This is a genomic window from Escherichia sp. UTM R2, from assembly GCF_048593455.1.
Classification (GTDB): Bacteria; Pseudomonadota; Gammaproteobacteria; order Enterobacterales; family Enterobacteriaceae; genus Escherichia; species Escherichia coli.
Genome location: NZ_JBFWDY010000002.1, coordinates 2,468,595 through 2,492,197, shown reverse-complemented (window position 1 = coordinate 2,492,197; position 23,603 = coordinate 2,468,595). Strand labels below are relative to the sequence as shown.

Here is a 23,603-nt window from a genome sequence, read left to right as displayed (position 1 = left end):
TGTGGTTGGTCGTTGAACAGATGGCGTCGCCATCTGTTCAACATTCGTACCCGTGATTTCTCTATAACTATAACTCACAGAACAACTTAGCGAGGAGCAGAGCGGTACGATCGTGAGAAACCCATTAAAGCACGCTGCAATGCGTGTCATTTTAACCGGATGCAGAGTGAACGCTTTATCCGGACAACGATACTGACCGATCGTCTGCAATTAAATAATTACTCATTACCCCATTGATTCAAAAACTCTGCGATCTCATCAATGCGTACGGGATTAATCCCCGCTTCAGCAGCCATTTCATGTTGGGCTTCTTCGCTGATCTCTTCATTGTTCATCAAACGGGTGAGCAGTAACTGGAAGTAGTGGGCCAGCGGTGTGCGTTCAGCGTCTGCGACAGGCTCTGCGCATTCGGTCGCGTACTCATCGGCAATATCAAAATATTTTAGCGGGATATCGTGGTTCATTATTTGCCCCTGGAGTTAATGCGCTAAGCATAAGGGCGGATGATAGCACTCGTGATCCGGGTCATACATCTTTTTATAGTTAATGGCGCGGCGCATTACCCTCAGGCAGGATAATGCGGCGCGCATCCGACTATTACGTTTCGCTCACTGGCGTTCTGTCACCTTCGTACAGCGGCACTTTGCGATAGCGGCGAATCAGATACCACAAATATGCGCCGCCTAACGAAGCCCATACCAGACCCAGCGTCAGCGAGGTGGCTTCGAGGTTAATCCACAGCACGCCCACCGTCAGCGCGCCAACCAGCGGCATTAATAAATAGTGGAAGTGTTCCTTCCAGCTTTTATTCATTCCTTTGCGCCGCCAGAAGTGGTTGAACACCGACAGGTTAACGAAGGTAAACGCTACCAACGCGCCGAAGTTAATTAACGCTGTGGCGGTAACTAAATCGAAGAACAGCGCCGACATCGCGACAATCCCGACCATAATGACGTTCAGTGCCGGAGTCCGCCATTTCGGATGCACATAGCCAAACACGCGCTCCGGAAACACATTGTCGCGCCCCATCACATACAGCAGACGTGACACGCTGGCATGTGAGGCCAGGCCAGACGCTAACGTGTTCACAAACGTGGTGCAAAGGAAAATCGACTGGAACAGCTTACCGCCGACGTAGAGTGCAATTTCAGGCAGTGCGGCGTCCGGGTCTTTAAAGCGGCTGATATCGGGGAAGAACAGCTGCATAAAGAACGACGCCGCGATAAAGATAACGCCACCATAGACCGCCGTCAGGAAGATGGCTTTCGGGATCACGCGTGCGGCGTCTGGTGTCTCTTCCGAAAGTGTGGTCACTGCATCGAAACCAAGGAAAGAGAAGCAGACGATCGTCGCCCCGGTAATAATCGGAATCAGATGCGCGTTCTCGCTGATAAACGGCTGTAACGACCAGACCGTGCCAACGCCTTCTCCTTTATGCAGTCCCTGAACCACCAGGAAGATAAACACCACCATGATGGAGATTTGCACCAACACAAACAGGGTATTGAAGTTAGCGACCAGGTTGACGCTCTTCAGATTCGCGGCGGTTAAAATGGCGACGAAGGTTACCACCCACACCCACGGCGGCACTTCCGGGAAGAGGGCGGAGAGATAGATTTTCGCCAACAAAACGTTGATCATCGGCAAAAAGAGATAATCCAGCAGTGATGACCAGCCGACCATAAATCCGACGTGCGGGTTAATCGACTTTTGCGCGTAGGTATAGGCCGAACCGGCCTCCGGAAACTGGCGAACCAGTTTGCCGTAGCTGATAGCGGTAAACAGCACGCCCGCCAGCGCCAGCAAATAGGACGCCGGAACGTGACCGTCGCTAATGCCTGACACAATGCCAAAAGTATCGAACACAGTCATCGGCGTGAGATAGGCCAGACCCATCATTACCACCTGCCACAATTTCAGTGATTTTCGCAGACGGGTTTTGCCGGGTTGCGCAGCAATATTCAGTGGTGAATTAATAGCCATAATTGCTGCCTCCCCTGCGTAATAAGGTTTGCGGTCGTGTCGACCTGAAATCAAACCTGTTTAGCAAGGGAAGCAAAGGGGGCGGAGTCCAGTCAGTCGCAGGAGGGGCGCATACGCAGCCTCCCTCGCCATGCGGGGATTTAATCATCGGCATCATCTCATTTCCTCGTCACAGTCTTAATCGTTAACGGAAGCCCGTTGCCGCCTGCGCTCCATAACGCGACATCCGGAAAATGTCTGGATTACCAGCAAATGTCAGGCCTGGCTCCGCTCAGGCCGATGAAACAACCCCGCAAGGGGTATTACGCGTTTTTCAACATCCACTCAATTTCTGTTTCTGTGATGAGGCGCTCAAACTGCAACAGCTCATCATTTTTACAGGCGTGATAGACATGGCAAAACCGTTCGCCTAAATAGCGGCGCAGGTGATCATTCTCGATAAACTCACCCAGGGCATCGCTCTGGCGAATCGGGAAGGGTAAGCCATCCTGTTCCAGCCCGTTGCCTTCGACTTCTTCCTGCAACGGCAGCTCGTTATCAAGACCGTGCAAAATACCGGCAAAAATCGCTGCCATCACCAGATATGGGTTGGCATCGGCACCCGCCACGCGATATTCCACGCGGTGATTATGACGATCGCCGCATGGAATACGCAGGGCGACGGTGCGGTTGTTATGGCCCCACGACGCCTGCGTCGGTACATACATCCCCGGCTGGAAGCGGCGATACGAGTTCACGTTTGGTGCCAGCAACGCCATTGATGACGGCATCAGATCGATCATTCCGGCGAGCATTTTTTTCAGCAGCGGCGAATCTTCGCCTTCCGCGTCAGAAAGCACGTTCTCGCCACGATTATTTTGCATACTGATATGGATATGCATCCCGCTGCCCGCGTGCTCTTCATACGGCTTCGCCATAAAAGTGGCGTGCATCTTATGCTTTTCTGCCATCAGACGCACCAGGCGTTTTAGCGCCAGCGCATCATCGCAGGCTTCCAGCACGTTATCGGTATGGTAAAGGTTGATTTCAAACTGACCCGGCGAGGCTTCGGCGACCGCACCGTCGGCGGGAATTAACTGTAACTGCGCCAGTTCATCAATATCATTGAGCACGTCGGCGAAGTGGTTGAGGTTATCAACGGAGTAAACCTGGCTTTGTGTATTGCGGTCATCGGTGCCGGGCGCGCAGGGCGGTTGCAGATACCCTTCAGCGTCGCGCTGACGATCCAGTAAATAGAACTCCAGCTCTACCGCTACAACCGGGAACAATCCGCGCTGGCGTAGCTGCTGCCACAGGCGGTTAAGAACGTTCCGCGGCTCAACGTCAAAGGGAGCGCCATCTTCATCGACCATGGTCAGGAGCATCTGACCGATAAACTCTGGATCGGCGGCAGAAGGGGTTAAGGAACCGAGAACAGGAACACAAGTACGATCCGGCTCGCCCATTTCCTGACCCAGACCCGCTTCTTCTACTACGTTGCCCAGAATATCCATTGCAAACACCGAGGCCGGGAAATAACACCCTTTCTCCAACTTCTTCAGGCTTGCAACAGGGATACGTTTTCCACGGAAGCAACCATTCAAATCAGTAAGTAAAACATCAACATATTGCGTATTCGGGTAGCGCTCCAGGTAGCATTTCACTTCCTGCGTAAAGGCGCTACCCCGCCTCTCTTCTGACTGCTGAACAAAGTTCTCTACTTCAACGATATTGGTTTCCATGATTCTTCGCCTTTGGTTTGTTTTCCGCTCGTTATCAAAGCGTAAAATATAATGACCACCATTCGAATCTGTATGCAAACTAAATGTTTGTCAAATGTTAAATTGAGTTTGCAAAAATGAAAACCCACTGCTAGATTGAAAAAATATTGAACATAAAGGTCATTTAAAGCGCAGTAATGGCGATAATTTAGTCCACTTTGTGAGATTGAGCATGGAAAATATAATGAACAATCCGGTTATCGGTGTCGTAATGTGCAGGAACAGGCTTAAGGGTCATGCGACCCAGACTCTGCAAGAAAAGTACCTGAATGCCATCATCCACGCAGGCGGCTTGCCAATTGCGCTACCACATGCGCTGGCGGAACCGTCGTTACTTGAACAACTTTTGCCGAAACTCGATAGCATTTATCTTCCTGGTAGTCCCAGCAATGTGCAGCCGCACCTATATGGTGAAAACGGCGATGAGCCTGACGCCGATCCCGGGCGTGATCTTCTGAGCATGGCGATAATTAATGCCGCACTCGAAAGGCGCATCCCCATTTTCGCCATCTGCCGGGGTTTACAAGAACTGGTGGTGGCAACCGGTGGTTCGTTGCATCGCAAGCTGTGCGAACAGCCTGAATTGCTGGAACATCGGGAAGATCCCGAACTGCCGGTGGAACAGCAATATGCACCGTCGCATGAAGTTCAGGTTGAAGAGGGGGGATTACTGTCTGCGTTGTTACCTGAATGTAGCAACTTTTGGGTAAACTCTCTACATGGACAAGGGGCGAAGGTCGTTAGCCCACGGTTGCGTGTTGAAGCTCGCTCGCCGGATGGCTTAGTTGAGGCGGTTAGCGTCATCAATCATCCTTTTGCGCTGGGCGTACAGTGGCACCCGGAATGGAACAGTAGCGAGTACGCGCTTTCGCGTATATTGTTCGAGGGCTTTATCACCGCTTGTCAGCACCATATCGCTGAAAAACAGCGACTCTGACCACTACAGTTTAAGGAAATGCAAATATGAGTGATGAGGGACTGGCGCCAGGAAAACGCTTGTCGGAAATCCGCCAGCAGCAGGGGCTTTCACAACGTCGTGCCGCCGAACTCTCCGGGCTGACTCACAGTGCTATCAGTACGATAGAACAAGATAAAGTCAGCCCTGCCATCAGTACGCTGCAAAAGCTGCTGAAGGTGTATGGTCTGTCACTCTCGGAATTCTTTTCCGAGCCGGAAAAACCTGATGAGCCGCAGGTCGTCATTAATCAGGACGACTTAATTGAGATGGGTAGTCAGGGTGTGTCAATGAAGCTGGTTCATAACGGTAACCCGAATCGCACGCTGGCGATGATCTTTGAAACGTACCAGCCGGGCACAACCACTGGGGAAAGAATTAAGCATCAGGGTGAGGAAATAGGCACTGTACTGGAAGGTGAAATTGTTCTGACGATTAATGGTCAGGATTACCACCTCGTCGCGGGGCAAAGTTATGCCATTAATACCGGCATCCCGCACAGTTTCAGTAATACGTCGGCAGGTATTTGCCGAATTATCAGCGCCCATACGCCCACCACGTTTTAATCTTTTTGTTCTGTAAGCCGGGTAAGCGCAATGCGCCCGGCAATCTATACACAAAATCATTCAAGTTGCATCAAGGCGGCAAGTGAGCGAATCCCGATGAGCTTACTCAGGTAAGTGATTCGGGGGAGCGAACGCAGCCAAGGCAGAGGCGGCTTGAAGGATGAAGTGTATATAAAGAATGTCGCCAGAAATAAACGGGCATACGGCCCGGGGATCTCTGCGCCCTGACGTTCACAAACTGCATATATCTGATAGACGTGAAACAGGAGTCATAATGAATTTTCATCATCTGGCTTACTGGCAGGATAAAGCGTTAAGTCTCGCCATTGAAAACCGCTTATTTATTAACGGTGAATATACTGCTGCGGCGGAAAATGAAACCTTTGAAACCGTTGATCCGGTCACCCAGGCACCGCTGGCGAAAATTGCCCGCGGCAAGAGCGTCGATATCGACCGTGCGATGAGCGCAGCACGCGGCGTATTTGAACGCGGCGACTGGTCACTCTCTTCTCCGGCTAAACGTAAAGCGGTACTGAATAAACTCGCCGATTTAATGGAAGCCCACGCCGAAGAGCTGGCACTGCTGGAAACTCTCGACACCGGCAAACCGATTCGTCACAGTCTGCGTGATGATATTCCCGGCGCGGCGCGCGCCATTCGCTGGTACGCCGAAGCGATCGACAAAGTGTATGGCGAAGTGGCGACCACCAGTAGCCATGAGCTGGCGATGATCGTGCGTGAACCGGTCGGCGTGATTGCCGCCATCGTGCCGTGGAACTTCCCGCTGTTGCTGACTTGCTGGAAACTCGGCCCGGCGCTGGCGGCGGGAAACAGCGTGATTCTAAAACCGTCTGAAAAATCACCGCTCAGTGCGATTCGTCTCGCGGGGCTGGCGAAAGAAGCAGGCTTGCCGGATGGTGTGTTGAACGTGGTGACGGGTTTTGGTCATGAAGCCGGGCAGGCGCTGTCGCGTCATAACGATATCGACGCCATTGCCTTTACCGGTTCAACCCGTACCGGGAAACAGCTGCTGAAAGATGCGGGCGACAGCAACATGAAACGCGTCTGGCTGGAAGCGGGCGGCAAAAGCGCCAACATCGTTTTCGCTGACTGCCCGGATTTGCAACAGGCGGCAAGCGCCACCGCAGCAGGCATTTTCTACAACCAGGGACAGGTGTGCATCGCCGGAACGCGCCTGTTGCTGGAAGAGAGCATCGCCGATGAATTCTTAGCCCTGTTAAAACAGCAGGCGCAAAACTGGCAGCCGGGCCATCCACTTGATCCCGCAACCACCATGGGCACCTTAATCGACTGCGCCCACGCCGACTCGGTCCATAGCTTTATTCGGGAAGGCGAAAGCAAAGGGCAACTGTTGTTGGATGGCCGTAACGCCGGGCTGGCTGCCGCCATCGGCCCGACCATCTTTGTGGATGTGGACCCGAATGCGTCCTTAAGTCGCGAAGAGATTTTCGGTCCGGTGCTGGTGGTCACGCGTTTCACATCAGAAGAACAGGCGCTACAGCTTGCCAACGACAGCCAGTACGGCCTTGGCGCGGCGGTATGGACGCGCGACCTCTCCCGCGCGCACCGCATGAGCCGACGCCTGAAAGCCGGTTCCGTCTTCGTCAATAACTACAACGACGGCGATATGACCGTGCCGTTTGGCGGCTATAAGCAGAGCGGCAACGGTCGCGACAAATCCCTGCATGCCCTTGAAAAATTCACTGAACTGAAAACCATCTGGATAAGCCTGGAGGCCTGAAATGACCGAACATACCAGCAGTTACTACGCCGCCAGTGCGAATAAATATGCACCATTCGACACACTGAATGAGTCAATCACCTGCGACGTTTGCGTGGTTGGCGGCGGCTATACCGGGCTCTCCTCCGCGCTGCATCTGGCGGAAGCGGGCTTTGACGTAGTGGTTCTCGAAGCCTCACGCATCGGCTTTGGCGCAAGCGGGCGCAATGGCGGGCAACTTGTGAACTCCTACAGACGCGACATCGACGTGATCGAAAAAAGCTACGGCATGGACACCGCCCGTATGCTCGGCAGCATGATGTTCGAGGGTGGCGAGATCATCCGCGAACGTATCAAACGCTATCAGATTGACTGCGACTACCGCCCCGGCGGCCTGTTTGTGGCGATGAATGATAAACAGCTCGCCACACTCGAAGAGCAGAAAGAGAACTGGGAACGCTACGGCAATAAACAGCTGGAGCTGCTGGACGCTAACGCCATTCGCCGTGAAGTAGCCAGCGATCGCTACACTGGTGCGCTGCTGGATCACAGCGGTGGGCATATTCACCCGCTAAACCTCGCCATTGGTGAAGCCGATGCCATCCGCCTGAACGGCGGGCGCGTGTATGAGCTTTCTGCGGTCACGCAGATCCAGCACACCACGCCCGCCGTGGTGCGTACTGCCAAAGGTCAGGTGACGGCGAAGTATGTGATTGTCGCCGGGAATGCGTACCTGGGCGATAAAGTGGAGCCGGAGCTGGCGAAACGCAGCATGCCATGCGGTACGCAGGTGATCACCACCGAGCGGCTGTCGGAAGATTTAGCCCGTTCGCTGATCCCGAAAAACTACTGCGTGGAAGACTGTAATTATCTGCTTGATTACTACCGTCTTACCGCCGATAACCGCCTGCTGTACGGCGGCGGCGTAGTGTATGGCGCGCGCGACCCGGATGACGTTGAGCGTCTTGTGGTGCCGAAACTGCTGAAAACCTTCCCGCAGTTGAAGGGCGTGAAAATCGACTATCGCTGGACGGGCAACTTCCTGCTGACCCTGTCGCGTATGCCGCAGTTTGGTCGCCTCGATACCAACATCTATTACATGCAGGGCTACAGCGGCCACGGCGTGACCTGTACTCATCTAGCCGGACGTTTGATTGCCGAACTGCTGCGCGGCGACGCCGAACGTTTCGATGCCTTCGCCAATCTGCCGCATTACCCGTTCCCCGGCGGGCGCACGCTGCGTGTGCCGTTTACCGCGATGGGCGCGGCGTATTACAGCCTGCGCGATCGTCTGGGCGTTTAATTTCCGATTAACCGTGAAGAGTCAAAAGGTGTGAAACATGAGCAACAATGAATTCCATCAGCGTCGTCTTTCTGCCACCCCGCGCGGGGTTGGCGTGATGTGTAACTTCTTCGCCCAGTCGGCTGAAAACGCCACGCTGAAGGATGTTGAGGGCAACGAGTACATCGATTTCGCCGCAGGCATTGCGGTGCTGAATACCGGACATCGCCACCCTGATCTGGTCGCGGCGGTGGAGCAGCAACTGCAACAGTTTACCCACACCGCGTATCAGATTGTGCCGTATGAAAGCTACGTCACCCTGGCGGAGAAAATCAACGCCCTTGCCCCGGTGAGCGGGCAGGCCAAAACCGCGTTCTTCACCACCGGTGCGGAAGCGGTGGAAAACGCGGTGAAAATTGCTCGCGCCCATACCGGACGCCCTGGCGTGATTGCGTTTAGCGGCGGCTTTCACGGTCGTACGTATATGACCATGGCGCTGACCGGAAAAGTTGCGCCGTACAAAATCGGCTTCGGCCCGTTCCCTGGTTCGGTGTATCACGTACCTTATCCGTCAGATTTACACGGCATTTCAACACAGGACTCCCTCGACGCCATCGAACGCTTGTTTAAATCAGACATCGAAGCGAAGCAGGTGGCGGCGATTATTTTCGAACCGGTGCAGGGCGAGGGCGGTTTCAACGTTGCGCCAAAAGAGCTGGTTGCCGCTATTCGCCGCCTGTGCGACGAGCACGGTATTGTGATGATTGCTGATGAAGTGCAAAGCGGCTTTGCGCGTACCGGTAAGCTGTTTGCCATGGATCATTACGCCGATAAGCCGGATTTAATGACGATGGCGAAAAGCCTCGCGGGCGGGATGCCGCTTTCGGGCGTGGTCGGTAACGCGAATATTATGGACGCACCCGCGCCGGGCGGGCTTGGCGGCACCTACGCCGGTAACCCGCTGGCGGTGGCTGCCGCGCACGCGGTGCTCAATATTATCGACAAAGAATCACTCTGCGAACGCGCGAATCAACTGGGCCAGCGTCTCAAAAACACGTTGATTGATGCCAAAGAAAGCGTTCCGGCCATTGCTGCGGTACGCGGCCTGGGGTCGATGATTGCGGTAGAGTTTAACGATCCGCAAACGGGCGAGCCGTCAGCGGCGATTGCATAGAAAATCCAGCAACGCGCGCTGGCGCAGGGGCTGCTCCTGCTGACCTGTGGCGCATACGGCAACGTGATTCGCTTCCTGTATCCGCTGACCATCCCGGATGCGCAATTCGATGCGGCAATGAAAATTTTGCAGGATGCGCTGAGCGATTAATAGCCCAACGCAATAATGTCTGATGCGCTGCGCTTATCAGGCCTGCAAACGACGTATTGATTATGTATGCCGAATAAAGCATTCACGCCGCATCCGGCAAGTTGTATTGCTCAACTTCGCTAAATCTGGTGCTTTTTCAACAACGCGCGGAACTGATGATAAGTTAACCCCAGTAATTCAGCCGCGCGCTTCTGGTTATATTTCCCTTGTTGCAAACTGAGTTGCAGCAACTCTTTTTCCTGCTGCATCTGAAACTCACGTAAATCCAGCGGCAGTGTTGGAAGCGAGGTGGTTTCTGAAACGGCGATAGCGTCTTCAGGCGGACGCCGTTTAAAGGGATCAATAATGATGTCATCAAGCGGATAATCGCTGGTGCCGTGGCGATACACTGAACGTTCCACCACGTTTTTCAATTCACGAATATTTCCCGGCCAACGATAATTCAGCAATGTTTCTCTGGCGCGCTCCGTAAACCCCGGGAACAGAGGCAGCTTGATTTCCCGACACATCTGGATGGCAAAGTGTTCTGCCATCAACATTATGTCGCTTTCGCGCTCGCGCAGTGGTGGCAGTTGTACAACATCAAAAGCCAGTCGGTCGAGCAGGTCAGCGCGAAAAGTGCCTTCATTGACCATCGCCGGGAGATCGGCATTCGTCGCGCATACCAACCGCACATTCACCTGCAATGGCTGGCTGCCGCCAACGCGCTCCAGTTCACCGTACTCAATCACGCGCAATAATTTCTCCTGCACCATCATCGGTGCCGTAGCGAGTTCATCAAGAAATAGCGTACCGCCGTCGGCACGTTCAAATCTCCCTGGATGACGTTTTTGCGCACCGGTAAACGCCCCCGCTTCGTGACCAAACAGTTCGGAATCCAGCAGATTTTCATTTAACGCCGCGCAGTTAAGGGAAATAAACGGCCCTTGCCAACGGGAGGAGAGATAATGCAGGCGGCTGGCAATCAGCTCTTTACCGGTGCCGCGTTCGCCGATGATGAGCACCGGTTTGTCCAGCGGTGCGAGATGCGAAACCTGTTCCAGCACTTCGAGAAAGCTGTTCGCCTCACCAAGTAAATTATCTTTGTATTCTGCCATGATGAAATTCGCCACTTGTTAGTGTAATTCGCTAACTCATCCTGGCATGTTGCTGTTGATTCTTCAATCAGATCTTTATAAATCAAAAAGATAAAAAATTGGCACGCAAATTGTATTAACAGTTCAGCAGGACAATCCTGAACGCAGAAATCAAGAGGACAACATTATGGGTATTTTTTCTCGCTTTGCCGACATCGTGAATGCCAACATCAACGCTCTGTTAGAGAAAGCGGAAGATCCACAGAAACTGGTTCGTCTGATGATCCAGGAGATGGAAGATACACTGGTTGAAGTACGTTCTACTTCGGCGCGCGCGTTGGCAGAAAAGAAACAGCTGACTCGCCGTATTGAACAAGCGTCGGCGCGTGAGGTTGAATGGCAGGAAAAAGCCGAACTGGCGCTGCTGAAAGAGAGAGAGGATCTGGCACGTGCAGCGTTAATTGAAAAACAGAAACTGACCGATCTGATTAAGTCCCTGGAACATGAAGTGACGCTGGTGGACGATACGCTGGCACGCATGAAGAAAGAGATTGGCGAGCTGGAAAACAAATTGAGCGAAACACGCGCTCGCCAGCAGGCATTGATGTTACGTCATCAGGCGGCAAACTCGTCGCGCGATGTGCGTCGTCAGCTGGACAGTGGCAAACTGGATGAAGCAATGGCTCGTTTCGAATCTTTCGAACGTCGTATTGACCAGATGGAAGCGGAAGCAGAAAGCCACAGCTTCGGTAAACAAAAATCGCTGGACGATCAGTTTGCCGAACTGAAAGCCGATGATGCAATCAGCGAACAACTGGCACAATTAAAAGCCAAAATGAAGCAAGACAATCAATAATAACATCCAGGCGGCGTCCGAACGCGCCGCCGCTCATCGTCTAAGGAGTACTTATGAGCGCGCTATTTCTGGCTATTCCGTTAACCATTTTTGTGCTGTTTGTTTTACCGATCTGGTTATGGCTGCATTACAGCAATCGTTCTGGTCGCAGTGAATTGTCGCAAAGTGAGCAGCAGCGATTAGCGCAACTGGCTGATGAAGCAAAACGGATGCGCGAACGTATTCAGGCGCTGGAATCTATTCTTGATGCAGAACATCCGAACTGGAGGGATCGCTAATGGCGGGCATTAATCTCAATAAAAAATTATGGCGTATTCCACAGCAGGGCATGGTCCGCGGCGTCTGCGCCGGGATTGCCAACTATTTTGATGTACCGGTAAAACTGGTGCGTATCCTGGTGGTGCTGTCGATTTTCTTCGGTCTGGCGCTGTTTACCCTGGTTGCTTACATCATTTTGTCATTTGCGCTTGATCCAATGCCGGACAACATGGCCTTTGGTGAGCAGCTACCTTCCAGCAGCGAATTGCTGGATGAAGTCGACCGTGAACTGGCGGCAAGTGAAACGCGTTTACGCGAGATGGAACGTTATGTCACTTCCGATACTTTCACGTTACGTAGCCGTTTCCGTCAACTGTGAGGAAAGTTATGAATACTCGCTGGCAACAGGCCGGGCAAAAGGTAAAGCCTGGTTTCAAATTAGCAGGCAAGCTGGTACTTCTTACCGCACTGCGCTATGGCCCGGCGGGTGTGGCGGGCTGGGCGATAAAATCAGTTGCTCGCCGACCGCTGAAAATGTTGCTGGCTGTGGCGCTGGAACCGCTGTTAAGTCGGGCTGCTAATAAACTGGCACAGCGTTATAAAAGGTGAGGGGAGTTTCGCAAAAATTGTTAAATCTCAGGCGTATAATGGATGGCAATTTTCATCCATAGAAGGACGCTTACATGTTTAAAAAAGGCTTACTTGCTCTGGCACTGGTGTTTTCACTGCCCGTTTTCGCCGCTGAACACTGGATCGATGTTCGTGTTCCAGAGCAGTATCAGCAAGAGCACGTTCAGGGGGCCATCAATATTCCCCTGAAGGAAGTGAAAGAGCGCATTGCCACCGCCGTTCCGGATAAAAACGACACCGTGAAAGTGTATTGCAATGCCGGACGCCAGTCAGGGCAAGCAAAAGAGATCCTTAGCGAGATGGGATATACCCACGTTGAGAACGCCGGTGGCCTGAAAGACATCGCAATGCCGAAGGTCAAAGGTTAAAAGAATTCACCATGAGCGGCGCTTATGCGCCGTTTTTTTTTCTGTCACACCTTATTTACATCCCCATAGATTATTTGCGTCAGCTCACAAATACGCTTTTTCCCTGGTAAAAAATGATTTCCTGCGTGACTAAAACCCTTGTGCTCAATTGACAGTTTATTTTCTGCGGAGTAGTCTCTCGTTTCATGGGACCGCTACCACGGAAAGGCAACATGAAACAGAAAATTACGGATTACCTGGACGAAATCTACGGTGGAACATTTACCGCAACTCATTTACAGAAACTTGTAACGCGTCTTGAGAGTGCGAAACGATTAATTACACAGCGACGTAAAAAACACTGGGATGAAAGTGATGTCGTGTTAATTACCTATGCCGATCAATTTCACAGCAATGATTTAAAACCATTACCCACATTTAATCAGTTTTACCATCAATGGCTGCAAAGCATTTTTTCACATGTTCATTTGTTGCCGTTTTATCCATGGTCATCTGATGATGGCTTTTCGGTAATTGATTATCATCAGGTCGCCAGTGAAGCGGGGGAGTGGCAGGATATTCAGCAACTCGGTGAATGCAGTCATTTAATGTTTGATTTTGTCTGCAACCATATGTCGGCAAAAAGTGAATGGTTTAAAAACTATTTACAACAGCATCCAGGTTTTGAAGATTTTTTTATTGCCGTTGACCCGCAAACCGATCTCAGCGCCGTCACTCGCCCGCGTGCGTTACCGTTATTAACGCCATTCCAGATGCGCGATCATTCAACGCGCCATTTATGGACCACCTTTAGTGACGATCAAATTGACCTGAATTACCGTAGCCCTGAAGTGTTGCTGGCGATGGTGGATGTTTTACTCTGTTACCTTGCGAAAGGTGCTGAGTATGTCCGCCTGGATGCCGTTGGCTTTATGTGGAAAGAGCCGGGAACAAGCTGCATCCATCTGGAAAAAACACATCTGATTATCAAACTGTTACGGTCGATTATTGATAACGTTGCGCCAGGTACAGTGATCATTACCGAGACCAATGTTCCGCATAAAGACAACATTGCTTACTTTGGCGCAGGCGATGACGAAGCACATATGGTGTACCAGTTCTCGCTGCCGCCACTGGTGCTGCATGCGGTGCAAAAACAGAACGTTGAGGCGCTTTGTGCGTGGGCGCAAAACCTGACACTACCTTCCAGCAACACCACCTGGTTTAACTTCCTCGCCTCTCACGATGGCATCGGGCTAAACCCGCTACGGGGCTTGTTGCCTGAAAGCGAAATATTAGAGCTGGTCGAGGCGTTACAGCAGGAAGGTGCATTAGTAAACTGGAAAAATAATCCCGACGGTACACGCAGTCCGTATGAAATAAATGTGACCTATATGGATGCGTTAAGCCGCCGTGAGAGTAGCGATGAAGAACGTTGCGCCAGGTTTATCCTTGCCCATGCGATTTTGTTAAGTTTCCCCGGTGTGCCAGCGATATATATTCAAAGTATTCTTGGCTCGCGTAATGATTACGCAGGTGTCGAAAAACTCGGATATAACCGTGCGATTAACCGTAAAAAATATCACAGTAAAGAGATAACCCGAGAACTGAACGATGAAGCTACATTAAGGCATGCGGTATATCATGAGTTGTCGCGTTTAATTACACTTCGTCGCAGCCATAACGAGTTTCATCCGGATAATAATTTTACCATTGATACGATTAATTCATCCGTAATGCGTATTCAAAGAAGTAACGCTGATGGTAATTGTCTGACTGGATTGTTTAATGTCAGTAAAAATATTCAGCATGTAAATATTACTAATCTGCATGGTCGGGATCTGATTAGTGAAGTTGATATATTGGGTAATGAAATAACGCTGCGCCCCTGGCAGGTTATGTGGATTAAATAAAAAGGAACATCTCATGATTAAATCAAAAATCGTGCTGTTATCAGCACTGGTTTCATGCGCCCTGATTTCAGGCTGTAAAGAAGAAAATAAAACGAATGTATCCATCGAATTTATGCATTCTTCGGTGGAGCAGGAGCGCCAGGCCGTTATCAGTAAATTGATTGCCCGTTTTGAAAAAGAAAACCCTGGCATCACCGTTAAGCAAGTGCCCGTGGAAGAAGATGCCTATAACACTAAAGTCATTACTCTTTCACGTAGCGGTTCGCTGCCGGAAGTGATCGAAACCAGCCATGACTACGCCAAAGTGATGGACAAAGAGCAGCTTATCGATCGCAAAGCGGTTGCCACAGTCATCAGCAACGTTGGTGAAGGCGCGTTTTACGATGGCGTACTGCGTATTGTGCGTACCGAAGATGGTAGCGCATGGACCGGTGTTCCTGTCAGCGCCTGGATTGGCGGTATCTGGTATCGCAAAGATGTGCTGGCAAAAGCGGGGCTTGAGGAGCCGAAAAACTGGCAACAGCTGCTGGACGTTGCACAGAAACTGAATGACCCGGCGAATAAAAAATACGGCATTGCGCTGCCTACAGCAGAAAGCGTGTTGACGGAACAATCCTTCTCCCAGTTTGCGTTATCCAACCAGGCTAACGTCTTTAACGCCGAAGGCAAAATCACCCTTGATACACCAGAGATGATGCAGGCACTGACCTATTACCGCGACCTTGCTGCCAACACTATGCCGGGTTCTAACGACATCATGGAAGTGAAAGACGCCTTTATGAACGGCACCGCGCCGATGGCGATTTACTCCACCTATATCCTTCCGGCTGTGATTAAAGAAGGCGACCCGAAAAACGTCGGTTTCGTGGTGCCAACCGAGAAAAACTCTGCGGTCTACGGCATGTTGACCTCGCTGACCATTACCGCCGGGCAAAAGACCGAAGAGACGGAAGCAGCAGAAAAATTTGTCACCTTTATGGAGCAGGCAGACAACATTGCCGACTGGGTGATGATGTCGCCAGGTGCTGCGCTGCCGGTGAATAAAGCGGTGGTGACTACCGCCACCTGGAAAGACAACGACGTTATTAAGGCGCTGGGTGAACTACCGAATCAGCTAATCGGTGAACTGCCAAATATTCAGGTTTTTGGCGCAGTAGGGGATAAAAACTTTACCCGCATGGGTGATGTGACGGGTTCTGGCGTGGTGAGTTCAATGGTGCATAACGTCACCGTGGGTAAAGCCGATCTCTCTACTACGCTGCAAGCGAGCCAGAAAAAACTGGATGAACTGATCGAACAGCACTAAACCCAGGACAGGAATCCGCAATGAACAGGCTTTTTTCAGGTCGTTCCGATATGCCCTTTGCGCTGCTGCTTCTCGCGCCCAGCTTATTACTGCTGGGCGGTCTGGTGGCGTGGCCGATGGTGTCGAATATCGAAATCAGTTTTTTACGTCTGCCGCTCAATCCCAACATCGAGTCAACGTTTGTTGGGGTGAGCAACTATGTGCGTATCCTCTCCGATCCCGACTTCTGGCATTCGCTGTGGATGACGGTCTGGTATACCGCGCTGGTGGTGGCGGGCAGCACCGTGCTCGGGCTGGCGGTGGCGATGTTTTTCAACCGCGAGTTCCGCCTGCGCAAAACCGCGCGTTCGCTGGTGATCCTCTCCTACGTAACGCCGTCCATTTCGCTGGTGTTCGCCTGGAAATACATGTTCAACAACGGCTACGGCATTGTTAACTACCTCGGCGTCGATCTTCTGCATCTCTATGAGCAGGCACCGCTGTGGTTCGATAATCCGGGCAGTAGCTTTGTGCTGGTGGTGCTGTTCGCCATCTGGCGCTACTTCCCGTATGCCTTTATCTCGTTTCTGGCGATTTTGCAGACCATCGACAAATCGCTGTACGAAGCGGCAGAGATGGATGGCGCTAATGCCTGGCAACGGTTTCGTATCGTCACGCTGCCCGCAATTATGCCGGTCCTGGCGACGGTGGTGACACTGCGCACCATCTGGATGTTCTACATGTTCGCGGATGTTTATTTGCTGACGACCAAGGTCGATATTCTCGGTGTATATCTCTACAAAACCGCCTTTGCCTTTAATGATTTAGGAAAAGCGGCGGCGATCTCGGTGGTGCTCTTCATCATTATTTTCGCTGTCATTCTGCTGACCAGGAAACGGGTGAACCTCAATGGCAACAAATAAACGCACACTCAGTCGCATCGGTTTTTACTGCGGGCTGGCGCTGTTTCTCATCATCACGCTGTTTCCATTTTTTGTGATGCTGATGACCTCGTTCAAGGGCGCGAAAGAGGCGATCTCACTGCATCCTACGCTGCTGCCGCAGCAGTGGACGCTGGAGCATTACGTCGACATTTTTAACCCGATGATTTTCCCGTTTGTCGACTACTTCCGTAACAGTCTGGTGGTGTCTGTGGTTTCATCCGTGGTGGCGGTATTCCTCGGCATTCTTGGGGCTTACGCGCTTTCCCGCCTGCGCTTTAAAGGTCGGATGACCATCAACGCCAGCTTTTACACGGTGTATATGTTCTCTGGCATTTTGCTGGTGGTGCCGCTTTTCAAAATCATCACCGCGCTTGGCATTTACGACACTGAGATGGCGCTGATCATCACCATGGTGACGCAAACTCTGCCCACCGCCGTGTTTATGCTGAAAAGCTACTTCGACACCATCCCCGATGAGATCGAAGAAGCGGCGATGATGGATGGCCTCAACCGTCTGCAAATTATCTTCCGCATCACCGTGCCGTTGGCGATGTCCGGGCTGATATCCGTGTTCGTCTACTGCTTTATGGTGGCGTGGAACGACTATCTGTTTGCGTCGATTTTCCTCTCCAGCGCCAGCAATTTCACCTTACCGGTGGGCCTGAACGCGCTGTTCAGTACGCCAGATTACATCTGGGGACGGATGATGGCGGCCTCACTGGTGACCGCATTGCCGGTGGTGATTATGTATGCGCTTTCGGAACGTTTTATTAAGAGTGGTTTGACCGCCGGTGGCGTGAAGGGCTAAAGCGGCCAGTTTCTTTACAAGGAGTTTTAAATGAAAAAGTTAGTAGCCACAGCACCGCGTGTTGCTGCGCTGGTTGAGTATGAAGATCGGGCGATTTTAGCTAATGAAGTGAAGATCCGCGTGCGTTTCGGCGCACCGAAACACGGAACGGAAGTGGTCGACTTCCGCGCCGCCAGCCCGTTTATTGATGAAGACTTTAACGGCGAATGGCAGATGTTCACTCCGCGTCCGGCAGATGCGCCGCGCGGCATTGAGTTTGGCAAATTCCAGCTTGGCAACATGGTGGTTGGCGACATTATCGAGTGCGGCAGCGACGTTACCGACTACGCGGTGGGCGACAGCGTATGCGGCTACGGCCCGCTCTCCGAGACGGTCATCATTAACGCAGTGAATAACTACAAGCTGCGCAAAATGCCGCAAGGCAGCTCCTGGAAAAACGCCGTCTGCTACGACCCGGCGCAGTTTGCCATGAGCGGCGTGCGCGATGCCAACGTGCGCGTAGGGGATTTTGTGGTGGTGGTAGGGCTTGGCGCAATCGGTCAAATTGCCATCCAACTGGCTAAACGCGCTGGCGCTTCTGTGGTGATTGGCGTCGATCCTATCGCCCATCGCTGTGATATTGCCCGTCGCCACGGCGCGGATTTCTGCCTTAACCCCATCGGCACTGATGTAGGTAAAGAGATCAAAACGCTGACCGGCAAGCAGGGTGCCGATGTGATTATCGAAACCAGCGGCTACGCCGACGCGCTGCAATCGGCGCTCCGCGGTCTGGCTTATGGCGGCACCATCTCCTATGTCGCGTTTGCCAAGCCGTTTGCCGAAGGTTTTAACCTCGGACGCGAAGCGCATTTCAATAACGCCAAAATTGTCTTCTCTCGCGCGTGCAGCGAACCGAACCCGGATTATCCGCGCTGGAGCCGCAAGCGTATTGAAGAAACCTGTTGGGAACTGCTGATGAACGGTTATCTCAATTGCGAAGATTTAATCGACCCGGTGGTGACCTTTGCCAATAGCCCGGAAAGCTATATGCAGTATGTCGACCAGCATCCGGAACAGAGCATCAAAATGGGCGTTACGTTTTAATTCAAAGGAATGAAAAAAATGAAAATCGGCACACAGAATCAGGCGTTCTTTCCGGAAAACATTCTGGAGAAATTTCGTTATATCAAAGAGATGGGCTTCGATGGTTTTGAGATTGACGGCAAACTGCTGGTTAACAACATCGAAGAAGTCAAAGCGGCGATCAAAGAAACCGGTTTACCGGTGACCACCGCCTGCGGTGGCTATGACGGATGGATTGGCGACTTTATCGAAGAGCGTCGTCTTAATGGCTTAAAGCAGATCGAGCGCATTCTCGAAGCGCTGGCAGAAGTGGGCGGTAAAGGCATCGTCGTTCCGGCTGCGTGGGGCATGTTTACCTTCCGCTTACCGCCGATGACCTCGCCGCGTAGCTTGGACGGCGACCGCAAAATGGTGAGTGATTCCCTGCGCGTACTGGAACAGGTCGCCGCGCGTACCGGAACCGTGGTGTATCTCGAACCGTTAAACCGCTATCAGGATCATATGATCAACACCCTCGCCGATGCCCGCCGTTACATCGTCGAAAACGATCTTAAACATGTACAGATTATCGGCGATTTCTATCACATGAATATCGAAGAAGATAACCTGGCGCAGGCGCTGCATGACAACCGCGACCTGCTCGGTCATGTGCATATTGCGGATAACCATCGCTACCAGCCGGGCAGCGGCACCCTGGATTTCCACGCGCTGTTTGAACAGCTGCGCGCGGATAACTATCAGGGCTATGTAGTGTACGAAGGGCGTATCCGGGCGGAAGATCCTGCCCAGGCGTACCGTGATTCGTTGGCCTGGTTGCGTACCTGCTAAGAGGTCTTTGTGAAAAGTGCAATGACAAGCTCTCCGCTGCGGGTCGCGATAATAGGCGCAGGCCAGGTGGCGGATAAGGTTCATGCTTCGTACTACTGCACCCGCAACGATCTGGAACTGGTGGCTGTCTGTGACAGCCGCCTTTCCCAGGCGCAGGCGCTGGCAGAAAAATACGGGAATGCATCCGTGTGGGACGATCCGCAGGCCATGCTGCTGGCGGTGAAACCTGATGTGGTTAGCGTCTGCTCACCTAACCGTTTTCATTACGAACATACCCTGATGGCACTGGAAGCGGGCTGCCATGTGATGTGCGAAAAACCGCCCGCCATGACGCCAGAACAGGCGCGGGAAATGTGCGATACCGCGCGCAAACTGGGCAAGGTGCTGGCCTACGACTTTCACCATCGTTTTGCGCTCGATACGCAACAGCTGCGTGAACAGGTGACCAACGGCGTTTTGGGAGAGATTTACGTTACCACCGCCCGCGCCCTGCGTCGCTGCGGCGTTCCCGGCTGGGGTGTCTTTACCAATAAAGAACTGCAGGGTGGTGGCCCGCTGATCGACATCGGCATTCATATGCTGGATGCTGCGATGTATGTGCTGGGCTTTCCGGCGGTGAAAAGCGTGAATGCGCATAGCTTTCAAAAGATCGGCACGCAAAAGAGCTGTGGTCAATTTGGTGAGTGGGATCCGGCAACTTACAGCGTCGAAGATTCGCTGTTTGGCACCATTGAATTTCATAACGGCGGCATTCTGTGGCTGGAAACGTCATTTGCACTCAACATCCGCGAACAGTCGATTATGAACGTCAGCTTTTGTGGTGATAAAGCTGGTGCGACGCTGTTTCCAGCACATATCTACACCGATAACAACGGTGAATTAATGACGCTGATGCAACGGGAAATGGCAGACGACAACCGCCATTTGCGCAGCATGGAAGCCTTTATCAATCACGTACAGGGCAAGCCCGTGATGATAGCCGACGCCGAGCAGGGGTACATCATCCAGCAACTGGTGGCGGCGTTGTATCAATCCGCAGAAACAGGGACGCGTGTGGAATTATGACCAGGCCAGTAACGTTATCAGAACCCCATTTCAGCCAGCATACCCTGAACAAGTATGCATCGCTGATGGCGCAGGGGAACGGCTATCTTGGGCTTCGCGCCAGCCATGAAGAAGATTACACGCGCCAGACGCGCGGCATGTATCTGGCGGGGCTTTATCATCGGGCGGGTAAAGGTGAAATCAACGAACTGGTGAACTTGCCTGATGTGGTGGGGATGGAGATTGCCATAAATGGTGAGGTTTTCTCGTTATCCCACGAAGCCTGGCAGCGTGAGCTTGACTTTGCCAGTGGAGAATTACGCCGCAATGTTGTCTGGCGTACCAGCAACGGCGCAGGTTACACCATCGCCAGTCGTCGCTTTGTTTCGGCAGACCAACTCCCGCTCATTGCGCTGGAAATCACTATTACTCCACTGGACGCCGACACGTCAGTGCTGATTTCAACAGGCATTGACGCCACGCAAACCAACCACGGTCGCCAACATCTCGACGAAACCCAGGTGCGGGTGTTTGGTCAGCATCTGATGCAGGGGATCTACACCACCCAGGATGGACGCAGTGATGTGGCCATCAGCTGTTGCTGTAAGGTGAGCGGTGATGTGCAGCAATGCTATACCGCCAAAGAGCGCCGTTTACTGCAACATACCAGTGCGCAGCTTCATGCGGGCGAGACAGTGACGTTGCAAAAACTGGTGTGGATCGACTGGCGGGATGACAGGCAAGCTGCTTTAGACGAGTGGGGCAGCGCGTCGCTTCGCCAGCTTGAAATGTGTGCGCAACAGAGTTACGACCAACTTCTTGCAGCATCAACAGAAAACTGGCGTCAATGGTGGCAGAAACGTCGTATCACGGTAAACGGCGGCGATGCGCACGATCAGCAAGCGTTAGATTATGCGCTTTATCATCTGCGCATCATGACGCCTGCTCACGACGAGCGCAGCAGTATTGCGGCAAAAGGCTTAACCGGAGAAGGCTACAAAGGCCACGTTTTCTGTGATACAGAAGTATTTTTGCTGCCGTTCCATCTGTTTAGCGATCCAACGGTTGCCCGAAGTTTACTGCGTTATCGCTGGCACAACTTGCCAGGCGCGCAGGAGAAAGCACGACGCAACGGCTGGCAGGGCGCGCTATTTCCGTGGGAAAGCGCGCGCAGCGGCGAAGAAGAGACGCCGGAATTTGCCGCCATTAACATTCGCACCGGGCTGCGGCAAAAAGTGGCCTCGGCGCAGGCGGAACATCATCTGGTCGCCGATATCGCCTGGGCGGTTATTCAATACTGGCAGACAACGGGGGATGAAAGTTTCATTGCTCATGAAGGCATGGCGCTACTTCTGGAGACGGCAAAGTTCTGGATTAGCCGCGCGGTGAGAGTTAACGATCGTCTGGAAATTCATGATGTTATTGGGCCAGACGAATATACCGAACATGTCAATAATAATGCATACACCAGCTATATGGCCCGCTACAACGTTCAACAGGCGCTGAATATTGCCCGCCAGTTCGGCTGTAGCGACGATGCGTTTATCCATCGCGCCGAAATGTTCCTCAAAGAGCTATGGATGCCAGAAATTCAGCCCGACGGCGTTTTGCCGCAGGATGATTCGTTTATGGCTAAGCCGGCGATTAATCTGGCGAAATACAAAGCGGCGGCGGGGAAGCAAACCATACTGCTGGATTATTCACGCGCAGAAGTGAACGAGATGCAGATCCTCAAACAAGCTGATGTGGTGATGCTCAATTACATGCTGCCGGAGCAGTTCTCAGCGGCATCGTGTCTTGCCAATCTGCAATTTTATGAACCGCGCACTATTCACGACTCGTCATTAAGTAAAGCAATCCACGGCATTGTTGCCGCACGCTGTGGCCTGCTGACCCAAAGTTATCAGTTCTGGCGCGAGGGGACTGAAATCGATCTTGGTGCTGATCCGCATAGTTGTGATGATGGTATCCATGCTGCCGCAACTGGCGCTATCTGGCTGGGGGCGATTCAGGGTTTTGCCGGGGTGAGCGTGCGTGACGGTGAATTGCATCTCAATCCGGCGTTACCTGAGCAGTGGCAACAGTTGTCTTTCCCTCTGTTCTGGCAGGGCTGCGAATTACAGGTCACTCTTGACGCGCAGCGTATTGCGATTCGAACTTCTGCGCCCGTTTCACTGCGTTTGAACGGTCAGCTTATAACCGTGGCTGAAGAATCTGTTTTCTGTTTGGGTGATTTTATTTTGCCCTTCAATGGGACCGCTACCAAACATCAGGAGGATGAATGAAACTGCAAGGGGTAATTTTCGATCTGGATGGTGTAATCACCGATACCGCGCATCTGCATTTCCAGGCGTGGCAGCAGATTGCCGCTGAAATTGGCATCAGCATTGATGCGCAGTTTAACGAATCCCTAAAAGGGATCAGCCGCGATGAGTCTCTGCGGCGCATTCTGCAACACGGGGGCAAAGAGGGCGACTTTAACTCGCAGGAGAGGGCGCAACTGGCGTATCGCAAAAATCTGCTCTATGTCCACTCACTACGCGAGTTGACGGTCAACGCTGTTCTACCCGGCATTCGCTCTTTGCTGGCAGATCTCCGTGCACAGCAGATCTCGGTTGGGCTGGCTTCTGTCTCCCTGAATGCGCCGACGATTTTAGCGGCGCTGGAGCTGCGCGAGTTTTTCACCTTCTGCGCGGATGCTTCCCAACTTAAAAACTCGAAACCGGACCCGGAAATCTTTCTCGCCGCCTGTGCAGGGCTGGGCGTGCCGCCGCAGGCATGTATCGGCATTGAAGATGCGCAGGCGGGCATTGACGCCATTAACGCCAGCGGTATGCGCTCGGTGGGGATCGGCGCGGGCTTAACCGGGGCGCAATTACTGTTGCCTTCAACGGAATCACTCACCTGGCCGCGGTTATCGGCCTTCTGGCAAAACGTATAG

Annotated in this window: 23 protein-coding genes and 1 pseudogene; 19 read left to right on the top strand and 5 right to left on the bottom strand. The window is 52.5% G+C overall.

What is annotated here, in order from left to right:
- Positions 1–218: 218 nt before the first annotated feature.
- The 4 genes from AB4H76_RS12865 to puuA form a co-directional block, all read right to left on the bottom strand.
- Positions 219–464, bottom strand: a complete 246-nt coding sequence (locus tag AB4H76_RS12865) for a YmjA family protein (RefSeq protein ID WP_001015099.1) — start codon at positions 462–464, stop codon at positions 219–221.
- A 133-nt stretch (positions 465–597) separates the two neighbouring features.
- On the bottom strand, positions 598–1,983 hold the full coding sequence (puuP, locus tag AB4H76_RS12860; RefSeq protein ID WP_000996861.1) for a putrescine/proton symporter PuuP: 1,386 nt from the start codon (positions 1,981–1,983) through the stop codon (positions 598–600).
- A complete protein-coding gene (locus AB4H76_RS12855) occupies positions 1,973–2,137 on the bottom strand; it encodes a protein YmjE (protein WP_120795382.1) in 165 nt (54 codons plus the stop codon). The genes puuP and AB4H76_RS12855 overlap by 11 nt, the downstream gene beginning before the upstream one ends.
- Before the next feature lie 148 nt (positions 2,138–2,285).
- The gene (gene puuA, locus AB4H76_RS12850; protein ID WP_077492036.1) at positions 2,286–3,704 is read right to left on the bottom strand and encodes a glutamate-putrescine ligase; all 1,419 of its coding nucleotides are present in this window, start codon (positions 3,702–3,704) and stop codon (positions 2,286–2,288) included.
- A gap of 211 nt (positions 3,705–3,915) precedes the next feature.
- Here puuA and puuD point away from each other — a divergent pair, with 211 nt between their 5' ends.
- From puuD to puuE, 5 genes and pseudogenes are all read left to right on the top strand, one after another.
- Positions 3,916–4,680 carry a gamma-glutamyl-gamma-aminobutyrate hydrolase gene (gene puuD / locus AB4H76_RS12845; protein WP_077492038.1) on the top strand — a complete coding sequence of 255 codons (765 nt, stop codon included), beginning with the start codon at positions 3,916–3,918 and terminating at the stop codon, positions 4,678–4,680.
- A gap of 26 nt (positions 4,681–4,706) precedes the next feature.
- Positions 4,707–5,264 (top strand): HTH-type transcriptional regulator PuuR, encoded by a 558-nt coding sequence (gene puuR, locus AB4H76_RS12840; RefSeq protein WP_001278727.1) that lies wholly within the window; start codon positions 4,707–4,709, stop codon positions 5,262–5,264.
- A gap of 274 nt (positions 5,265–5,538) precedes the next feature.
- A complete protein-coding gene (gene puuC / locus AB4H76_RS12835; RefSeq protein ID WP_001009090.1) occupies positions 5,539–7,026 on the top strand; it encodes an aldehyde dehydrogenase PuuC in 1,488 nt (495 codons plus the stop codon).
- A gap of 1 nt (position 7,027) precedes the next feature.
- Entirely contained in the window at positions 7,028–8,308 is a 1,281-nt protein-coding gene (gene puuB / locus AB4H76_RS12830) for a gamma-glutamylputrescine oxidase (protein WP_420062596.1), read from the top strand.
- Positions 8,309–8,345: 37 nt separating this feature from the next.
- A pseudogene (gene puuE, locus AB4H76_RS12825) lies at positions 8,346–9,611 on the top strand (4-aminobutyrate transaminase).
- A gap of 119 nt (positions 9,612–9,730) precedes the next feature.
- Here the strand turns inward: puuE and pspF are convergent.
- On the bottom strand, positions 9,731–10,708 hold the full coding sequence (gene pspF, locus AB4H76_RS12820) for a phage shock protein operon transcriptional activator (RefSeq protein WP_000852835.1): 978 nt from the start codon (positions 10,706–10,708) through the stop codon (positions 9,731–9,733).
- 166 nt (positions 10,709–10,874) lie between these two features.
- Between pspF and pspA the strand changes: the two genes are divergently transcribed.
- The 14 genes from pspA (at position 10,875) to pgmB (ending at position 23,603) form a co-directional block, all read left to right on the top strand.
- Entirely contained in the window at positions 10,875–11,543 is a 669-nt protein-coding gene (gene pspA / locus AB4H76_RS12815; protein ID WP_000511025.1) for a phage shock protein PspA, read from the top strand.
- Positions 11,544–11,596: 53 nt separating this feature from the next.
- Positions 11,597–11,821 carry an envelope stress response membrane protein PspB gene (pspB, locus tag AB4H76_RS12810; protein ID WP_001274963.1) on the top strand — a complete coding sequence of 75 codons (225 nt, stop codon included), beginning with the start codon at positions 11,597–11,599 and terminating at the stop codon, positions 11,819–11,821.
- Positions 11,821–12,180 (top strand): envelope stress response membrane protein PspC, encoded by a 360-nt coding sequence (pspC, locus tag AB4H76_RS12805; protein WP_000907387.1) that lies wholly within the window; start codon positions 11,821–11,823, stop codon positions 12,178–12,180. The genes pspB and pspC overlap by 1 nt, the downstream gene beginning before the upstream one ends.
- Before the next feature lie 8 nt (positions 12,181–12,188).
- Entirely contained in the window at positions 12,189–12,410 is a 222-nt protein-coding gene (gene pspD / locus AB4H76_RS12800; protein ID WP_001295585.1) for a phage shock protein PspD, read from the top strand.
- A 74-nt stretch (positions 12,411–12,484) separates the two neighbouring features.
- On the top strand, positions 12,485–12,799 hold the full coding sequence (gene pspE / locus AB4H76_RS12795) for a thiosulfate sulfurtransferase PspE (protein ID WP_000473109.1): 315 nt from the start codon (positions 12,485–12,487) through the stop codon (positions 12,797–12,799).
- 212 nt (positions 12,800–13,011) lie between these two features.
- The gene (gene ycjM, locus AB4H76_RS12790) at positions 13,012–14,691 is read left to right on the top strand and encodes a glucosylglycerate phosphorylase (protein ID WP_000810500.1); all 1,680 of its coding nucleotides are present in this window, start codon (positions 13,012–13,014) and stop codon (positions 14,689–14,691) included.
- Positions 14,692–14,704: 13 nt separating this feature from the next.
- On the top strand, positions 14,705–15,997 hold the full coding sequence (locus AB4H76_RS12785) for an ABC transporter substrate-binding protein (RefSeq protein WP_000597460.1): 1,293 nt from the start codon (positions 14,705–14,707) through the stop codon (positions 15,995–15,997).
- A gap of 20 nt (positions 15,998–16,017) precedes the next feature.
- The gene (locus AB4H76_RS12780) at positions 16,018–16,899 is read left to right on the top strand and encodes a carbohydrate ABC transporter permease (RefSeq protein WP_001080778.1); all 882 of its coding nucleotides are present in this window, start codon (positions 16,018–16,020) and stop codon (positions 16,897–16,899) included.
- Positions 16,886–17,728: a carbohydrate ABC transporter permease gene (locus tag AB4H76_RS12775; protein WP_000224659.1), complete on the top strand. Its 843-nt coding sequence runs from the start codon at positions 16,886–16,888 to the stop codon at positions 17,726–17,728. The genes AB4H76_RS12780 and AB4H76_RS12775 overlap by 14 nt, the downstream gene beginning before the upstream one ends.
- A gap of 30 nt (positions 17,729–17,758) precedes the next feature.
- The gene (locus tag AB4H76_RS12770) at positions 17,759–18,811 is read left to right on the top strand and encodes a zinc-dependent alcohol dehydrogenase (protein WP_000737347.1); all 1,053 of its coding nucleotides are present in this window, start codon (positions 17,759–17,761) and stop codon (positions 18,809–18,811) included.
- 18 nt (positions 18,812–18,829) lie between these two features.
- Positions 18,830–19,618: a sugar phosphate isomerase/epimerase family protein gene (locus AB4H76_RS12765; protein ID WP_000690229.1), complete on the top strand. Its 789-nt coding sequence runs from the start codon at positions 18,830–18,832 to the stop codon at positions 19,616–19,618.
- A 9-nt stretch (positions 19,619–19,627) separates the two neighbouring features.
- A complete protein-coding gene (locus AB4H76_RS12760; RefSeq protein WP_001300711.1) occupies positions 19,628–20,683 on the top strand; it encodes a Gfo/Idh/MocA family protein in 1,056 nt (351 codons plus the stop codon).
- Positions 20,680–22,947 carry a kojibiose phosphorylase gene (gene ycjT / locus AB4H76_RS12755; RefSeq protein WP_077492903.1) on the top strand — a complete coding sequence of 756 codons (2,268 nt, stop codon included), beginning with the start codon at positions 20,680–20,682 and terminating at the stop codon, positions 22,945–22,947. Before AB4H76_RS12760 ends, ycjT begins: the two co-directional genes overlap by 4 nt.
- A complete protein-coding gene (gene pgmB / locus AB4H76_RS12750; protein ID WP_000775794.1) occupies positions 22,944–23,603 on the top strand; it encodes a beta-phosphoglucomutase in 660 nt (219 codons plus the stop codon). Before ycjT ends, pgmB begins: the two co-directional genes overlap by 4 nt.

What these genes read in the sequence shown, in the direction of transcription:
- AB4H76_RS12865 (WP_001015099.1), bottom strand. Translation starts at nt 464, where the DNA reads ATGAACCACGATATCCCGCTAAAATATTTTGATATTGCCGATGAGTAC.
- puuP (WP_000996861.1), bottom strand. Translation starts at nt 1,983, where the DNA reads ATGGCTATTAATTCACCACTGAATATTGCTGCGCAACCCGGCAAAACC.
- AB4H76_RS12855 (WP_120795382.1), bottom strand. Translation starts at nt 2,137, where the DNA reads ATGCCGATGATTAAATCCCCGCATGGCGAGGGAGGCTGCGTATGCGCC.
- puuA (WP_077492036.1), bottom strand. Translation starts at nt 3,704, where the DNA reads ATGGAAACCAATATCGTTGAAGTAGAGAACTTTGTTCAGCAGTCAGAA.
- puuD (WP_077492038.1), top strand. Translation starts at nt 3,916, where the DNA reads ATGGAAAATATAATGAACAATCCGGTTATCGGTGTCGTAATGTGCAGG.
- puuR (WP_001278727.1), top strand. Translation starts at nt 4,707, where the DNA reads ATGAGTGATGAGGGACTGGCGCCAGGAAAACGCTTGTCGGAAATCCGC.
- puuC (WP_001009090.1), top strand. Translation starts at nt 5,539, where the DNA reads ATGAATTTTCATCATCTGGCTTACTGGCAGGATAAAGCGTTAAGTCTC.
- puuB (WP_420062596.1), top strand. Translation starts at nt 7,028, where the DNA reads ATGACCGAACATACCAGCAGTTACTACGCCGCCAGTGCGAATAAATAT.
- pspF (WP_000852835.1), bottom strand. Translation starts at nt 10,708, where the DNA reads ATGGCAGAATACAAAGATAATTTACTTGGTGAGGCGAACAGCTTTCTC.
- pspA (WP_000511025.1), top strand. Translation starts at nt 10,875, where the DNA reads ATGGGTATTTTTTCTCGCTTTGCCGACATCGTGAATGCCAACATCAAC.
- pspB (WP_001274963.1), top strand. Translation starts at nt 11,597, where the DNA reads ATGAGCGCGCTATTTCTGGCTATTCCGTTAACCATTTTTGTGCTGTTT.
- pspC (WP_000907387.1), top strand. Translation starts at nt 11,821, where the DNA reads ATGGCGGGCATTAATCTCAATAAAAAATTATGGCGTATTCCACAGCAG.
- pspD (WP_001295585.1), top strand. Translation starts at nt 12,189, where the DNA reads ATGAATACTCGCTGGCAACAGGCCGGGCAAAAGGTAAAGCCTGGTTTC.
- pspE (WP_000473109.1), top strand. Translation starts at nt 12,485, where the DNA reads ATGTTTAAAAAAGGCTTACTTGCTCTGGCACTGGTGTTTTCACTGCCC.
- ycjM (WP_000810500.1), top strand. Translation starts at nt 13,012, where the DNA reads ATGAAACAGAAAATTACGGATTACCTGGACGAAATCTACGGTGGAACA.
- AB4H76_RS12785 (WP_000597460.1), top strand. Translation starts at nt 14,705, where the DNA reads ATGATTAAATCAAAAATCGTGCTGTTATCAGCACTGGTTTCATGCGCC.
- AB4H76_RS12780 (WP_001080778.1), top strand. Translation starts at nt 16,018, where the DNA reads ATGAACAGGCTTTTTTCAGGTCGTTCCGATATGCCCTTTGCGCTGCTG.
- AB4H76_RS12775 (WP_000224659.1), top strand. Translation starts at nt 16,886, where the DNA reads ATGGCAACAAATAAACGCACACTCAGTCGCATCGGTTTTTACTGCGGG.
- AB4H76_RS12770 (WP_000737347.1), top strand. Translation starts at nt 17,759, where the DNA reads ATGAAAAAGTTAGTAGCCACAGCACCGCGTGTTGCTGCGCTGGTTGAG.
- AB4H76_RS12765 (WP_000690229.1), top strand. Translation starts at nt 18,830, where the DNA reads ATGAAAATCGGCACACAGAATCAGGCGTTCTTTCCGGAAAACATTCTG.
- ycjT (WP_077492903.1), top strand. Translation starts at nt 20,680, where the DNA reads ATGACCAGGCCAGTAACGTTATCAGAACCCCATTTCAGCCAGCATACC.
- pgmB (WP_000775794.1), top strand. Translation starts at nt 22,944, where the DNA reads ATGAAACTGCAAGGGGTAATTTTCGATCTGGATGGTGTAATCACCGAT.